This is a genomic window from Mameliella sp. MMSF_3455, assembly GCF_030733205.1.
Taxonomy (GTDB): domain Bacteria; phylum Pseudomonadota; class Alphaproteobacteria; order Rhodobacterales; family Rhodobacteraceae; genus Antarctobacter.
Window position 1 is genome coordinate 143,091 of the sequence record NZ_JASHJL010000004.1, and the last position, 13,966, is coordinate 157,056.

16 protein-coding genes are annotated in these 13,966 nt (G+C 65.1%); 10 read left to right on the forward strand and 6 right to left on the reverse strand.

What is annotated here, in order from left to right; all coding sequences use genetic code 11:
- The first annotated feature begins 35 nt into the window (after positions 1–35).
- The 5 genes from RBB42_RS04030 (at position 36) to RBB42_RS04050 (ending at position 5,257) form a co-directional block, all read left to right on the forward strand.
- The gene (locus RBB42_RS04030) at positions 36–791 is read left to right on the forward strand and encodes a cytochrome c biogenesis CcdA family protein (RefSeq protein WP_305968305.1); all 756 of its coding nucleotides are present in this window, start codon (positions 36–38) and stop codon (positions 789–791) included.
- 67 nt (positions 792–858) lie between these two features.
- Complete coding sequence (locus RBB42_RS04035) at positions 859–2,100, forward strand: hypothetical protein (RefSeq protein ID WP_305968223.1); 1,242 nt, start codon at positions 859–861, stop codon at positions 2,098–2,100.
- Positions 2,097–3,446, forward strand: coding sequence for a cytochrome P450 (locus RBB42_RS04040; RefSeq protein WP_305968224.1), 1,350 nt, complete (start codon positions 2,097–2,099; stop codon positions 3,444–3,446). Before RBB42_RS04035 ends, RBB42_RS04040 begins: the two co-directional genes overlap by 4 nt.
- A 131-nt stretch (positions 3,447–3,577) precedes the next feature.
- On the forward strand, positions 3,578–4,480 hold the full coding sequence (locus RBB42_RS04045; RefSeq protein WP_305968225.1) for a fructose bisphosphate aldolase: 903 nt from the start codon (positions 3,578–3,580) through the stop codon (positions 4,478–4,480).
- Between the two features lie 264 nt (positions 4,481–4,744).
- Entirely contained in the window at positions 4,745–5,257 is a 513-nt protein-coding gene (locus RBB42_RS04050; RefSeq protein WP_305968226.1) for a hypothetical protein, read from the forward strand.
- Positions 5,258–5,360: 103 nt separating this feature from the next.
- Here RBB42_RS04050 and RBB42_RS04055 read toward each other — a convergent pair whose 3' ends face one another.
- Complete coding sequence (locus tag RBB42_RS04055) at positions 5,361–6,023, reverse strand: helix-turn-helix transcriptional regulator (RefSeq protein WP_305968227.1); 663 nt, start codon at positions 6,021–6,023, stop codon at positions 5,361–5,363.
- A gap of 258 nt (positions 6,024–6,281) precedes the next feature.
- On the opposite strand from RBB42_RS04055, the gene tatA reads away from it, so the two are divergent.
- Genes tatA through RBB42_RS04075 form a run of 4 tightly spaced genes read left to right on the forward strand, consistent with a single transcriptional unit; the run spans position 6,282 to position 8,826 of the window.
- Positions 6,282–6,509, forward strand: coding sequence for a twin-arginine translocase TatA/TatE family subunit (gene tatA / locus RBB42_RS04060; RefSeq protein WP_305968228.1), 228 nt, complete (start codon positions 6,282–6,284; stop codon positions 6,507–6,509).
- Between the two features lie 6 nt (positions 6,510–6,515).
- Entirely contained in the window at positions 6,516–6,998 is a 483-nt protein-coding gene (gene tatB, locus RBB42_RS04065) for a Sec-independent protein translocase protein TatB (RefSeq protein ID WP_305968229.1), read from the forward strand.
- On the forward strand, positions 6,995–7,969 hold the full coding sequence (gene tatC, locus RBB42_RS04070) for a twin-arginine translocase subunit TatC (protein WP_305968230.1): 975 nt from the start codon (positions 6,995–6,997) through the stop codon (positions 7,967–7,969). The genes tatB and tatC overlap by 4 nt, the downstream gene beginning before the upstream one ends.
- Before the next feature lie 5 nt (positions 7,970–7,974).
- A complete protein-coding gene (locus RBB42_RS04075; protein ID WP_305968231.1) occupies positions 7,975–8,826 on the forward strand; it encodes an ATP-binding protein in 852 nt (283 codons plus the stop codon).
- On the opposite strand, the gene RBB42_RS04080 is transcribed toward RBB42_RS04075, so the two are convergent.
- Positions 8,786–9,523: a winged helix-turn-helix transcriptional regulator gene (locus RBB42_RS04080; RefSeq protein ID WP_305968232.1), complete on the reverse strand. Its 738-nt coding sequence runs from the start codon at positions 9,521–9,523 to the stop codon at positions 8,786–8,788. The two genes, RBB42_RS04075 and RBB42_RS04080, sit on opposite strands and share 41 nt — an antisense overlap.
- A 93-nt stretch (positions 9,524–9,616) precedes the next feature.
- Here RBB42_RS04080 and RBB42_RS04085 point away from each other — a divergent pair, with 93 nt between their 5' ends.
- Complete coding sequence (locus tag RBB42_RS04085; RefSeq protein WP_305968233.1) at positions 9,617–10,435, forward strand: methyltransferase domain-containing protein; 819 nt, start codon at positions 9,617–9,619, stop codon at positions 10,433–10,435.
- A gap of 66 nt (positions 10,436–10,501) precedes the next feature.
- Here RBB42_RS04085 and RBB42_RS04090 read toward each other — a convergent pair whose 3' ends face one another.
- The 4 genes from RBB42_RS04090 to RBB42_RS04105 form a co-directional block, all read right to left on the reverse strand.
- Positions 10,502–11,668 (reverse strand): peptidoglycan DD-metalloendopeptidase family protein, encoded by a 1,167-nt coding sequence (locus tag RBB42_RS04090; protein ID WP_305968234.1) that lies wholly within the window; start codon positions 11,666–11,668, stop codon positions 10,502–10,504.
- A gap of 77 nt (positions 11,669–11,745) precedes the next feature.
- Complete coding sequence (locus RBB42_RS04095; protein WP_305968235.1) at positions 11,746–12,387, reverse strand: protein-L-isoaspartate(D-aspartate) O-methyltransferase; 642 nt, start codon at positions 12,385–12,387, stop codon at positions 11,746–11,748.
- Complete coding sequence (gene surE, locus RBB42_RS04100; RefSeq protein ID WP_305968236.1) at positions 12,384–13,169, reverse strand: 5'/3'-nucleotidase SurE; 786 nt, start codon at positions 13,167–13,169, stop codon at positions 12,384–12,386. The genes RBB42_RS04095 and surE overlap by 4 nt, the downstream gene beginning before the upstream one ends.
- 117 nt (positions 13,170–13,286) lie before the next feature.
- Entirely contained in the window at positions 13,287–13,949 is a 663-nt protein-coding gene (locus tag RBB42_RS04105; RefSeq protein ID WP_305968237.1) for an SDR family NAD(P)-dependent oxidoreductase, read from the reverse strand.
- Positions 13,950–13,966: the final 17 nt, after the last annotated feature.

Below are 13,966 nucleotides of genomic sequence, written 5' to 3' on the forward strand. Positions count from 1 at the left end.
GTGACGCCGTCGCGCCGATGGCCTATGTCGGGCACATGTTCGGAATCGAGATCATCGACGCATCGCTTTTGCCCGCCATGTTCGTGGCGCTTCTGGCCGGTGTCATTTCCTTTCTCAGCCCCTGCGTTCTGCCGGTCGTGCCCCCTTACCTCGCCTACATGAGTGGCGTATCCCTGACAGATCTTGGCGACCGCGAGGGTGAGACGCGAAACAAGGCACTGATGCCGGCGCTATTCTTCGTGCTGGGCCTGTCGACGGTCTTTCTGCTGATGGGGTTCGCCGCTTCGGCGGTGGGGGCAGCCTTTCTGCAGTACCAGGAGTGGTTCAACACCGCTGCGGGCATCACCGTCATGGTCTTTGGGGCCCATTTCGTCGGCGTCTACCGGATCGGGTTTCTAGACCGCGAGGCGCGGCTGGATGCGGGCGACCGGGGCGGTTCGGCCTTTGGCGCCTATATCCTGGGTCTTGCCTTCGCTTTTGGCTGGACGCCCTGCATAGGCCCGCAACTGGGCGCGATCCTGAGCCTTGCGGCCTCCGAGGCTTCGGTGACGCGCGGCACGCTTCTGCTGGCGGTCTACGCGGCGGGTCTGGGCATTCCCTTTCTTCTGGTCGCGGCGTTCCTGCCGCGTCTGGGCGGTGTCATGGGCTGGATGAAACGGCACATGGAACAGATCGAACGGGCGATGGGCCTGCTTCTGTGGACCATCGGTCTGCTGATGCTGACGGGCGGGTTCTCGGCACTGTCCTTCTGGCTGCTGGAAACCTTCCCGGCACTGGCGACCCTGGGCTGAGGCGGGTAGCTGCCTTACTCTTGCCGGAAAGCCTCGTTACCATTGTCGCAACAATGAGGTGCGGACGATGGGCATTGACCAGGCCGAAACATCGCAGGACGTCAGAAGTCGCCGGGTCTTCTACATTCCGGGCTATGACCCGATTCACCCTCGCCGTTACCGCGAACTCTACCGCAAGGAGGGCGCCGCGCAGGCGGCGATCTCCGGGTATGAGATCGCGCTGAATCCCAAGCGCACCGGCGGTCTCTATGGCTGGCACGTCGCATGCGATACGGCAGGCCAGCGGGTCACGACAGATGTCGAGGTTCTGGTCTGGTCCGACATCGTGCGGGACAGCATGTCGACCTCCATCCTCGCTACCTATGGTCAGCTTGTCCGCACCGCATGGGAGTACATTGCCACCGGGGCGCTGTTCCGGTTGATGCGGCTGCGAAAGGGGCCGGTGATTGCCGCGCTTTACCCGATTGGAATGCTCTTGCTGCAGTTGGTAATGACCCTGTTGGCGGGGTGGGCGGTTTTTGCGCTTTTCGGATTGCTGTCGCCCTGGCTGGGCATCGGCGCAACCGTTCCGGGCCTTGTCGCCTGGATCGGAACCGCCTGGGGCCTTTTGCGCTGGTTCAAAGCGAAGGACGGCAAGCTATTCGCCTACTACCTGATGCATGACTACGCCTTTTCGGCCCGTTTCCGGGGGGCAAACCCGCCCGAGCTGGAGGCGCGCATGGGCGAATTTGCCACGATTATTGCCGCCGCGCTGCGTGATGACGTGGACGAGGTGCTGGTGGTCGGCCATTCCTCCGGTGCACATCTTGCGGTTTCGATCCTGGCCGACCTGATCCGCGACGGACGCGTGCCCGCCAACGGGCCGGAACTGGCCTTTCTCAGCCTTGGACAGGTTGTGCCGATGGTGTCCTTCCTGCGCGACGCGCACCGGCTTCGGGCGGACCTGCGCTTTCTCAGCGCGCGCGAGGATGTGACCTGGGTCGATGTGACGGCGCCGGGTGACGGCTGTGCCTTTGCGCTTTGCGATCCGGTCAGCGTTTCTGGCGTGGCGCCAGAGGACAAACGCTGGCCGCTGGTCTTTTCGGCGCAGTTCACCCGTTCGCTGTCGCCAGAGCGGTGGCAGGAACTGCGGTGGAAGTTCTTCCGCCTGCATTTCCAGTACCTTTGTGCCTTCGACCGGCCGCTGGACTACGATTATTTCCAGATCACCGCCGGACCGATCAGCCTGGGCGCCCGTTATACAGGGCGTCCGCCTTCAGCCAGCCGGATCGACGTGGCGGTGTCGAAATACACGAGCATTGCCGCATGACCCCACCGAAACCGGCGGCGCGGCCTGACAGGGTCTCGCTCTGGCGCTACGTCAAACTCTTTCGGCAGGACATCCTCTCGGCCCAGCCCTCGCGACTGTACCGTGCCAAGATGGCCGAGTTCCGCACGCCCTTCTTCCGGTCCTACCTGCTGAACCAGCCGGACCTGGTGAAGACGGTGCTCAAGGACCGCCCGATGGACTTCCCCAAGTCCGACCGCATCGGCGAGGGGCTGCGGCCGCTGCTGGGCGAGTCCGTCTTCCTGACCAACGGTGACACCTGGCAGCGGCAAAGACGCATCATCGACCCGGCCTTCGAGGGCGGGCGCCTGCGCGAGACCTATCCTGCCATGTGGGACGCTGCGCAGTCGGCGCTGGCGCGTTTGACGGCGCGAGCCGGGGAAGAGGTGGAAATCGAAGAGATCGCCAGTCACGCGGCGGCGGACGTGATCTTTCGCACCCTGTTTTCCATCCCGATCGAGGATGAGATCGCGCAGGAGGTCTTTCACGAGTTCCGTGCCTACCAGCGCAGCCAGCCGATCCTGAACCTGGCCGCCTTTGTCCCCGTGCCGCGCTGGATGCCAAGGTTTTTCCGGCGCGATACCAAGGCCGCCGCGCTGCGGATTCGCACTCTCATCACCCGCCTGACCGAAGACCGGCAAAGGGCCATCGCCGCCGGGACCGCGCCCGACGATCTGGCCACCAAGATCATGACGACACGCGATCCCGAGACGGGCCAGACCTTCAGCGCAGAAGAGATGGTCGACCAGGTGGCGATCTTTTTCCTTGCCGGTCATGAGACCAGCGCCTCGGCCCTGGGGTGGGCGCTGTACCTCTTGGCCACGCATCCCGACTGGCAGGATCGCGTCGCCGCAGAGGCACAGGTTCTGAACAGTTGCGATTTCGCCGACATCTCGAAATTGCGCATGTCGCGCGACGTGTTCCGCGAGGCGCTGCGTCTCTATCCGCCGGTCCCGATGATGGTGCGCGAAACCACCTGTCCGGAACGGTTCCGCGACCGCGACATTGCCAAGGGATCGCAAATGGTGCTCAGCCCTTGGCATCTGCACCGCCACGAGGCGTTGTGGGACAACCCGGACGGGTTCGATCCTGCCCGCTGGCAGACCGAGAACGGCAAGCGTTGCGGGCGCGTGGCCTACATGCCCTTTTCCGCCGGGCCGCGTGTCTGCACCGGGGCGGGGTTCGCGATGGTCGAAGGTGTCTTGCTGCTTTCGCTGATCCTACGTGACCTCCGGGTGGATCCTGTCGATGGGTGCGAACCGGTGCCAGAGGCGCACCTGACCGTTCGGTCGCGCGACGGGATCTGGCTGCGGGTGACGCGTCGTTGAGGCGAAAAAACCGCGAAAAACCGTCTGTGGGTCGCAGTTAGCGATAACCATTGTCGTGGCCACTATACCCATCGCACCGCCTGCGCTATCGAAGCAAATAAACGCCTTTCTTCTCATCACACGAGGATTTCATGGGACAGGACGCCGCCACCTTTGCCAAACAGGTCGAACAGATGCGCACCGGAGCGGGATTCATCGCCGCGCTGGATCAGTCCGGGGGGTCGACGCCCAAGGCGCTGCGCCTCTATGGCGTGACCGAAGACATGTATGACGGCGAAGACGCCATGTTCGGCGAGATCCACAAGATGCGCAGCCGAATCATCACGGCCCCGGATTTCACCAATGCCAAGGTCATCGGTGCCATCCTGTTCGAGCGTACAATGCGCGGCGAGGTCGAAGGCCGGCCGACGCCGCAGGCGCTCTGGGACGTGCGCGGCATCGTGCCTTTCCTCAAGATCGACAAGGGGCTGGAGGACAAGGCAAACGGCGTCCAGATGATGAAGCCGATCCCGGGGATTAAGGAAACCCTGGAAGAGGCGGCCGAGTTCGGTATCTTCGGCACCAAGGAGCGCTCTGTCATTCACGAGGCGAACCCCGAAGGCATCAAGGCGATCGTCGCGCAGCAGTTCGAACTGGGCAAGACCGTCGTTGCGGCGGGTCTGGTGCCGATCCTGGAACCCGAAGTCGACATCAACTCGGCGACCAAGGCCGAGGCAGAGGCGCTGCTCAAGGCCGAGATCAAGGCGCATCTTGATCAGCTGGCCGAGGGTCAAAACGTGATGTTGAAACTGACGATCCCCTCCGAGGATGGTCTTTACGACGAGCTGGCCGACCATCCCCGCGTGATCCGCGTGGTGGCCCTGTCCGGGGGGTATTCCACCGAGGAAGCCTGTGAGCGCCTTGCGCGCCAGCCCAAGATGATTGCCTCGTTCAGCCGCGCCTTGGCCGAGGGGCTGACCAAGCAGATGTCGGATGCGGAATTCAACGCGGCGCTGGCGGCGAACATCGACAATATCTACCGGGCCTCCGCCTGATCCACGGCAAGGCCAGACGGTCAAGATCAGCCCCGCGTCCACACCGGACGCGGGGCTTTTTTCTGTTCGATCGCGATTTATTTTGGGGATCTTCTAAGCGATTTCAGGGGCTTGTCGGAGAGCGGGGGTTTTCCACACCTGCGCGCCCCAAGGATCACCGCCTATCTTGCGTCTCATATTCGACGTTCGGACCAAGGCAGGACGCAACCGCCCCGGACGGACCAAGGACCCAGGACCAAGCACTTTATTCAAAGGAACAGACCCGTGAAAAACTTTGCCAAGATCGCCTTCGCCGCCCTCGCCCTGACCGCCACCTCCGCTGCCGCAGGGCAGGGGGACAAGATCACCGCGATGGGCTATGGCCATTCCCAGCAGCAAGCCAAGATCGTGACCATCCAGACATGGACCGCCGCGGCGCATGAAAGCTACGGCTATGCCGACTGGAACACCGCCTATGTCGGGCAGATGGAGTGCGTGCAGAATTACGCCAAGACCACCAACGAGTTCTCGACCTTCTCCCGCGAGATCATCAAGATCGGCGGCGACCAGAGCGCGCCCTGGACCTGCATCGTCAGTGGCTACCAGGACGTCAAGACCGGCTACAACGGCGGCCATGACAGCTACAAGCCGGCCAAGGGCCACGGCTACAAGGCGCCCGCTTTTGGCAGCCACAAGAAGGTGCCGACCCTGGGCTATGGCGGTGGCTATGCCGGTCACAGCGGCGGCTATACCGGGGGCTACTCGGGCGGCTACGGCGGTTCGGCCTACAAGTACTGATTTCGGGCTGGTCCAAGCGCGGTCATCCCCATTTTCTCCCGACCGCGCCTGACCAGAAGACCCCGGTGCCGTTCCACGGCACCGGGGTCGCTTCATGTCCGGCTCACCTGGATGTGCCGCGCCGCCAGTCGGCCAGCGTCTTGCCCGGTTCGTCCACGAACAAGCCGGGCAGCGGCGTGAGATCGTCGATCCGGTCGACGCGGAGGCTGAGGAAGCGCGCCTCGGTTTCGTCCCAGCCGACACAGGTCCAGACACGGCCGAAGTAGTCCAGGTGCAGGGGGCGGATGTCGTGGCTCTTGCCAGCGGTGTTCACCCGCAGGCGCTGACGTGCGCGGATCGCGGCGCGGATCACCGGCATATGGACGAAACCGCGCGCCGCCTCGGCAAAGGATTCCGTGGCAAATCCGAAAGGGGCGGGCGCGGGGCCCGCATCCTCGGGCAGGACCGCCTCGATCTTGGCCGCCAGGGAGCGCGCCGCCCCGGCCTGTTCCGGCAGGTCGGAGGCTCCCAGCGCGGCCAATGCGAGGTGCAGCGCCTCCAGCTCATCTTCGGTCAGGTTCAGCGGTGGCAGGGTGATCGCCGCTTGCACCGTGTAGCCGTATCCGCGCGCGCCCTCGACCGGCACCCCGGAGGCGGCCAGTACCTCCATGTCGCGGTAGATCGTGCGCACCGAGACGCCAAGATCCTGTGCCATCGCCTCGGCGGTGTGCAGCTTGCCGTCGCGCAGGCGCTGGGTCAGCGCGTAGAGCCGGTCCTTGCGGTTCATCCGCCTGCGTCCTTTCGCTTGTCCAACCGGTCGGAGACGCCGGCACACGGGCCTGTCGGCCCGTATCCGGGCACCCGATTCCGGGCAAATTCCTACGGACATACTGACAAAATCCTGACAACTGACAAGCTCATGACAAAACGAGTGCGCGAGCACTGCGCTTTGGCCCTTTTTCGGGGCTGAAAGTCCCTTTAGATAGCCGCAGTGGCATTGATGCGCGGAGCCGGTGCGGCCTCCGCCGACCTGAGGAGAGATATCATGGGTATCGGAAACATCGGCCTTCCCGGCCTTCTGCTGATCGCCGTTGTCGTGCTGGTGCTGTTCGGCCGCGGCAAGATCTCGTCGCTGATGGGCGAGGTGGGCAAAGGCATCACCGCCTTCAAGAAGGGCGTGAGCGACGGCCAGCAGGAGCTGGAAGACCAGAAGGCCGAAGAGGCCAAGGACGTCACGCCCGAAGAGGAAGCCAAAGACAAGGACAAGGTGTAAGTCACCATGTTCGATCTCGGCTTCGGCGAACTGCTGGTCATCGGCATCGTTGCGCTGATCATCGTCGGTCCCAAGGACCTGCCGGTGCTCTTTCGCAACGTCGGCCGGTTCATGGGCAAGGCGCGCGGCATGGCGCGCGAGTTCAGCCGCGCGATGAACGATGCGGCGGATGAAACCGGCGTGCGCGACGTGGCCAAGACTTTCAAGACGGCCACGAACCCGGTCAGCAGCGCGATGGACGGCGTCAAGGACGCCGCCAAGTCCATGACCAACCTGGACCCGGACAGCGAGACCGGCAAACTGGCCAAGGAACGCGACGAGGCCAAGAAGAAGATCGAGGCCAACGCCGCGCGCAAGGCCGCTGAGCGCAAGCAGCGCGAGGCCGAAGAGGCCGCGCGCCGGGCCGAGGAACTGGAGGCTTCTCTGCAGGCCTCCGATGAGGCGGCCGCGCCCAAGGCGGCCCCGGACGAAGGGGACAAGACGGCATGAACAATGCCCAGGACGAGATCGAGGACAGCTCGGCCCCGCTGATCGAGCATCTGGCAGAACTGCGCACGCGGTTGATCCGGTCGGTGGTGGCACTGCTGATCGGTATCTGCATCTGTTTCATCCCGCTGGGCGGCGATTTCATCGCCGAACACATCCTGCGGTTCCTGCTGGTCCCCATCGAGACGACGCTGCGCGCGCTGGGGGACCCCTCGCCGACGTTGCAATACACAAGCCCGCAGGAGTACCTGTTCGTGCTGTTCCGCATCGGCCTGGTCTTTGGCTTCGCGATGGCCTTTCCAGTCATCGCGCACCAGATGTGGCGTTTCGTGGCGCCGGGCCTCTACCGGTCCGAGAAAAGCGCCTTTCTGCCCTTCCTCGTTGCCTCGCCGGTCATGTTCCTGCTGGGGGCGAGCTTTGCGCATTTCGTTGTGACGCCGCTGGCGATGGCCTTTTTCCTGGGCTTCACAGATGCGCCGTCGGTCTTTGCCAATCTCATGTCGGGCACGGTCGACCCGGACGGGATCGCGGCCGCCGTGGTGCCAGAGACCACCGAGGGGCTGAAGATCACCTTCTTCGGCAAGGTCAACGAAAGCCTGCAGACATCGCTTGTTTTCATCATGGCCTTTGGTCTTTGCTTCCAGTTGCCGGTCCTGCTGACGCTGATGGGCAAGGCCGGGCTTGTCTCGGCCGATGGCCTGGGCAGCGTGCGAAAATACGCGATGGTCGGCATCCTGGTGCTGGCCGCGCTGGTGACACCGCCGGACGTGGTCACGCAGGTGATCCTTTTCACGGTGGTCTACGGTCTCTACGAGATCTCGATCATCCTGGTGCGCCGGGTCGAGAAAAAGCGCGAGGCCGATCTCAAGGCGCAGGGCCTGTGGTTCGAGGAAGAACCGGACACCGAGAACGACCCGCTGATGGACGAGTTCGACGAGGAAGAATTCGAAGAAGGCGAGGGCCGCCAGAAATGAGCGGTATGAAAGGCAAGAGAACCGCGGCGCTGGAACGCATCGCCGCGGCACTGGAACGGATGTCGCCCGCACCGCAGGCGGAGCCTGAATTCGACGGGGCTGAGGCCTTTGTCTGGCATGTTGAACCCGACCGGCTGGTGCCGGTGCCACAGGTCAACCGCATCCCGCTGGAACTGCTGGTCGGGATCGATCGGTCGCGGGATACGCTGCTGGAAAACACCCGCCAGTTCGCGCGCGGTCTGCCGGCCAACAACGCGCTCCTCTGGGGGGCGCGGGGCATGGGCAAGTCGAGCATCGTCAAGGCGATCCACGCCGCCGTGCGCGCCGAGGGGCATGACCTGAAACTGGTCGAGCTGCAGCGCGAGGATCTGGCCTCTGTCGGTCGGCTGCTGAACGTGCTGCGGGTCACCGAGCATCGCTTTGTTCTGTTCTGTGACGACCTGTCGTTCAGCCACGATGACGAGCACTACAAGAGCCTCAAGGCGGTGCTGGACGGCGGGATCGAAGGGCGGCCCGAGAACGTGCTGTTCTATGCCACCTCCAACCGCCGCCACCTGATGCCGCGCGACATGATCGAGAACGAACGGTCCACGGCCATCAACCCGTCAGAGGCGGTCGAGGAGAAGGTCTCTCTCTCGGATCGTTTCGGATTGTGGCTGGGCTTTCACCCCTGTTCGCAGGACGAGTACCTGGAGATGATCCGGGGCTATTGCGATGCCTATGGTGTCAGCGTGGCCGAGGAAGAGCTGCGCGCCGAGGCGGTCGAATGGCAGGCGACGCGCGGGGCGCGGTCGGGCAGGGTGGCCTGGCAGTTCTTTACGGATCTGGCGGGTCGGAAGGGCGTGTCTCTGGGCTGAGGTTCCGGGCCTCGTCGTCGTGGCGTGATCGGATCTGTGTCAGCGGACCAAGGTTGAGCCAGTCGGTGAAATGCGCCCGGGCCCAGCCGTCCCCGAGCACCTCCAGCCGCTGGGTGTCGATTGCCTTGCCGGGGGTGATGTCTCCGCGCAGGAGGTATATTGCATCCGGCAGGGTACAGGCCAGGTAGAGGTTCACCTCGCCGCCCGGGTCCTCGACGCAGAGTTCGCAGGTGCCTTTCTGGTTCAGGAACCACCAGTAGCGCTTGGCAGTGATCTGGTCGGTCAGGTCGAGCCGGATCAGGCAGCGCCTGCCGCCGAATGCACCGGGATCGGTCCCGCTTTCGAGCCCCCAGACAAGCAGGCCAAGGTCGATTTCGTGTTCCTCGAGCGCCCGGCGGGTCCAGCGCTGGCCCCAGATGCCAAGGGCCTCGACCAGCGGTATGAACTCGGCCCCGGCTTCGGTCAGGCGGTAGCCGGCGTGCTTGTCTCCCAGCTCGCAGCGTTCGATGACGCCTTCCTCGATGAGCCATTTCAGGCGGGAGGACAGCAAGGAAGGGGACATCAGCGGCACACCGCGTTGCAGCGCGCTGAAGCGGCGCGGGCCGGCGGCAAGATCGCGAATGATCAGCGCATTCCAACGCTCGCAAAAGAGCTCTGCCGCCTTGGCGACCGGACAGAACTGGCCGTAGGTTTTCACGCCGGCCCTCCTTGCTACAGATCTTGGACTATACCGGACAGGGGCGTCTACGTCACCTTAGGGATGTGTTCCAACAGCCTCGGAGGGGGAGCCATGACCACATCCACTGCAACAGCCGGGCAATTGTCGACCTCGGCTGCCGAAATCTATGACGCCTTCTTTGTGCCGGCCCTGTTCGGCGCCTGGGCCGGGCCATTGTGTGATGCGGCCGGGATCGCGAAGGGCAATCGCGTTCTGGACGTTGCCTGCGGAACAGGGGCCACGACCCGAGAGGCGGCGCGCCGGGCCGGTGACGCGGGACATGTAACAGGGATCGACCGCAACGACGGCATGATTTCCGTGGCCCGCTCTCATGGAGATGGCATCACCTGGGAGGAAGGCGGGGCCGAAGAACTGCCCTTTCCGCCGGAGAGCTTTGACATCGTGCTGTGCCAGTTCGGCCTGATGTTCTTTGACGATCGCGTCGCGGCGCTTGGCGAAATGCGGCGCGTGCTGCGGCCCGGCGGCAGGATTGCCCTGTCGGTCTGGGACCGCGCAGCGAATTCGCCGGGTTATGCCGCCATGATCGCGCTGATCGAAGAGATGTTCGGCGCCGACGCCGCCGGGGCGCTGCGCGCGCCCTTTGTTCTGGGCGACCTGACGGCCTTTTCAGAGGTGCTTGAGGCGGGCGGCTTGGGCGGAGCGCGTGTCACGACCCCGACCGGGACGGCGCGCTTTGCCTCGATCCGGGATTGGGTACGCACGGATGTACGCGGATGGACCCTGTCGGAGTTCATCGATGACGCAGGATTCGAGGCGCTGGTCGCGGCTGCGGAGCAGCGGTTGAGCCGGTTCGTCGACGCGGATGGCAGCGTGCGTTTCCCGGCACCCGCGCATGTCGCGCTTTGGTCCAAAGGACCAGATCCGGATTGAAACCGTCGGGCTGTGAATAGACGGGCCCCGTCGCTGAGCAGCGGGGCCTGCCTATCCATTGCGAAATCAGCGCAGGTAGGACATCGGGTCTGCGCTGTCGAGGCCCTGGCGCACCTCGAAGTGCAGGAAGCCGACCTCGCCCGGGGCGACGCGGGCGATCTGTTGCCCTCGGCTGACGGAGTCGCCGACACTGACGCTGATGTCGGCCACGTTCAGGTAGACGGTGTTCACGTTGTCCGGGTGACGGACGATGATGAAGCTGGACCCGTTGGTCTTTTTCGACACGCTGATGACCGACCCGGCGGCTGCGGCCGAAACCGGCGTGCCGGGCGATGCGCTGATGTCGATGCCGGGGTTCGAGCCGGGGTTGTATTCGCGGATGATCGCTCCCTGTACCGGCATGGTCATGCTGGCCTTGGCCTTGGCCTTGTTCTGGCCGATGTCGGCCACGGGTTCCTCGGGCTTGGGCGTCGGATCTGCTGTGCCGCGGGGTTCCGGTGTCTCGGCAGGCAGGGGCGCGGCCGCCGAGGGGGGCACCGGCGTGGGCGAACCCGACCCCGGGGGCGTGGTTGCGGGTTCGCTGCTGCGCGGCTCCGTCGGCTTGGCGACGGGGATCAGCAGGAACTGGCCCTCCCGGATCGAGAAATCCCGGTCCAACCCGTTCCACTCGGACAGGGCGCGTGGCGACACGTTGTAGAGCCGGGCGATGGTAAAGGCGGTCTCGCCGCGGGCGACCTTGTGACGGACGGGTTCGACGCCGGTCTGCGGGTCGGCGGAGCGGCGCGAGGTGTCCGGCGCGCCGTCGATGGCGTTGGAGGCCAGGGTGGTCACGTCCACGCTGGACGGCGGGCGGATCGGGCCGGTGGTCGTCGCGCCGGTAGAGGGCGAGGGTTCGGCCACGCGACGAGGCAGGGCGACGATTTCGCCCTGGCGCAGCGGATCGTTCGGGCGGATGCCGTTGTAACGGCCCAGCTCGTCCGCGGGCAGACCGATGCGCGCGGCCACGTCGGCCAGCGTGTCACCCCGCTGGGCGACGGCGACCTGGTAGCTGGGGTAGGAAATGATGCCGCGGTTGTCCGGCTCGGGCCGGTCTGTGGTGGCCTTGAGCGCGGCATCGGTCGTGTCGACGCCGCCACCGATCCCGCCGCGCAGGTCGAAATCGAGCCCGTCGGAACAGGCGGAAAGCATGGCAACAAGGGCAAGCGCCGTCATGGGGCGGGAGGCAAGTCTCATCTCGATATCCTCACATGCACCCCTTGTCTCCGGGGCGTCACAGGTTGGCGGCGCCTGTCCGACACCGCGCCACGCGGTCAGTCCTTGCCAAGCCCTTCGACCAGCGGAACGAAACGCACCGGGCGCATCTCGTGATACTCGTACCCGCTGTCCGTCCGCGTCACGCGGATCAGGCTTTGCACGGCGTCGGACTGGCCCACCGGCACGACCATGATACCGCCAATCTTCAGTTGCGCCAATAGGGGGCCGGGCGGGTCTTCGGCGGCTGCAGTCACAATAATGCGGTCAAAGGGCGCCTGGTCGGGCAATCCGAAGGACCCATCGGCGGTGAAGGCGGTGATATTGGACAGTTCCAGCGCGTCGAAAACTGCCCGCGCCGCATGGACCAGCCGTCGGTGCCGGTCGACCGTGTAGACCCGCCGTGCCAGCTGGGACAGGATCGCCGCCTGGTAGCCGGAGCCGGTGCCCACCTCCAGCACCTTGTCGCGCGGTCCGATCTTCAGTGCCTGGGTCATCAGGCCCACGACCGAGGGCTGAGAGATGGTCTGCCCACAGGCAATGGGCAAGGGCATGTCGTCATAGGCGCGGTCGGTGAAATAGCCCTGGATGAACCGCCCGCGGTCGACGCGTTCCATTGCGTTCAGCACGGCTTTGTCCGTCACGCCCTTGGAGCGCAGCGCAAACAGGAATTGCATCTTGGCTTCGGCGTCGAAGCTCATGAAAAGGCGTCTTTCAGGCTGTTCAGCGCGGCGTGGTCGGTCAGGTCGGCCAGCATCGGCGTGACCGTGATCCAACCCTTGAGGTTCATGTTCGCGTCGGTGCCGCTGTCGGTCGGGGCCCGTTGGTCGCCGCCGCGCACCCAGAGGAATCGCCGGCCGGACGGGGAATGTGTCGCCTCGACCGAAAAGCGAGTGTCGCGGCGCAGGCCCTGTGGCGCGACGGTGGTGCCTGCCACGTCGGCGGCCGGAACCGGCGGGAAGTTCACGTTGTAGAAACGGCGGTAGCCACCCGCGTGGGCCGGATCGGCGGCCAGAATGGCACGCACCGTGGCGGCGCCATGCTTCGCCGAGGCCTCGAAAGGATTGTTGGCCTGGGCGTTTGCGGGGCCGTAGTATTGTGACAGCGCAATGGCGGGCAGACCCTGCAGTGCGGCCTCCATCGCGCCGCCCAGCGTGCCGGAATAAAGCGCGTTTTCGGCAGAGTTGTTGCCCCGGTTCACGCCCGACAGTACCAGGTCCGGCGGATTGTCCTTCAGCACGTCGTGCAACCCGGCCAGCACGCAGTCCGCGGGGCTGCCCTCGGCGGCATAGGTGCGTTCGCCCAACTGGGCGATCATCGTCGGGTGGCTGTAGGAGATGCAATGCGCCACGCCCGATTGTTCAAAGGCGGGGGCGACGGTCCAGACCTCGCCCGAAGGTCCGGCCAGGTCGGCGGCGATGTCGGAAAGAACCTTGAGACCCGGCGCGTTGATGCCGTCGTCGTTGGTGATGAGAATGCGCATGAAAGGCGTGCCCGTGCTGGTTTGTTCTTCTCTAGGGGCTGGGGCGCCTGCGTTGCAACCCTATGATGGCCGGTTGCGTCCGGCACCTCACGGGCGAGGTGCCGAAGCCACGAATTGTCAGGCCAGTGTGGCCAGCAGGCGCGCCGCCTCTGCCTCTGGCGTGGCCAGGGCGTCGCGGTTTTCACCCGGATGAAAGCGGGCCCGGACGGCGGTGGCCATCGGGCGCGGTTCCAGCACATGAACCCGGGGGCCGGTGCGTTCGGATTCCGCGGCCCAGCTGCGGGCCAGGGCGATCTGCGCGGCCTTTGTGGTGCCGTAGAGACCGTAGAATTTCTGCCCCTTCACGGGATCGTCGAAGAACAGCGCCTGCCCGGTGGCGCCCAGCAGGGGCGCGACGAAGGGCACCAGGTGGCCCATTGCGTCGGCATTTGTGGCCAGCGACTTCTGCCATTCCTTCGGATCGATATGAATGGCAGGGGTCAGTGCGCTGGCATGGACCGCCGTATGTGCCCAGAGCGCCAGCGTGCCCTCGCCCTCGGGCGTCTGGGGCGACCACCGGTCGTGGATCGAACGGCACAGGTGGGCCATCGCGTCGCGATCGGTGACATCCATCGGCGCCAGGGTGGCTTGTCCGCCCTTTGCCTTGATGCGGTCGTCGAGCTCTTCGAGCCCGCCAACGGTACGGGCCACGGCGATGATGTGATGATCGGGCGCAAGGGCCTCGGCCAGGGCAAAGCCCAGGCCACGAGAGGCGCCGGTTATGAGGGCGAGCTTGGTCATGGCAGGGCATGTGCCGG

Coding starts and splice junctions, on each gene's coding strand:
- RBB42_RS04030 (WP_305968305.1), top strand. CDS start 36: ATGTTCGGAATCGAGATCATCGACGCATCGCTTTTGCCCGCCATGTTC.
- RBB42_RS04035 (WP_305968223.1), top strand. CDS start 859: ATGGGCATTGACCAGGCCGAAACATCGCAGGACGTCAGAAGTCGCCGG.
- RBB42_RS04040 (WP_305968224.1), top strand. CDS start 2,097: ATGACCCCACCGAAACCGGCGGCGCGGCCTGACAGGGTCTCGCTCTGG.
- RBB42_RS04045 (WP_305968225.1), top strand. CDS start 3,578: ATGGGACAGGACGCCGCCACCTTTGCCAAACAGGTCGAACAGATGCGC.
- RBB42_RS04055 (WP_305968227.1), bottom strand. CDS start 6,023: ATGAACCGCAAGGACCGGCTCTACGCGCTGACCCAGCGCCTGCGCGAC.
- tatA (WP_305968228.1), top strand. CDS start 6,282: ATGGGTATCGGAAACATCGGCCTTCCCGGCCTTCTGCTGATCGCCGTT.
- tatB (WP_305968229.1), top strand. CDS start 6,516: ATGTTCGATCTCGGCTTCGGCGAACTGCTGGTCATCGGCATCGTTGCG.
- tatC (WP_305968230.1), top strand. CDS start 6,995: ATGAACAATGCCCAGGACGAGATCGAGGACAGCTCGGCCCCGCTGATC.
- RBB42_RS04075 (WP_305968231.1), top strand. CDS start 7,975: ATGAAAGGCAAGAGAACCGCGGCGCTGGAACGCATCGCCGCGGCACTG.
- RBB42_RS04085 (WP_305968233.1), top strand. CDS start 9,617: ATGACCACATCCACTGCAACAGCCGGGCAATTGTCGACCTCGGCTGCC.
- RBB42_RS04090 (WP_305968234.1), bottom strand. CDS start 11,668: ATGAGACTTGCCTCCCGCCCCATGACGGCGCTTGCCCTTGTTGCCATG.
- RBB42_RS04095 (WP_305968235.1), bottom strand. CDS start 12,387: ATGAGCTTCGACGCCGAAGCCAAGATGCAATTCCTGTTTGCGCTGCGC.
- surE (WP_305968236.1), bottom strand. CDS start 13,169: ATGCGCATTCTCATCACCAACGACGACGGCATCAACGCGCCGGGTCTC.
- RBB42_RS04105 (WP_305968237.1), bottom strand. CDS start 13,949: ATGACCAAGCTCGCCCTCATAACCGGCGCCTCTCGTGGCCTGGGCTTT.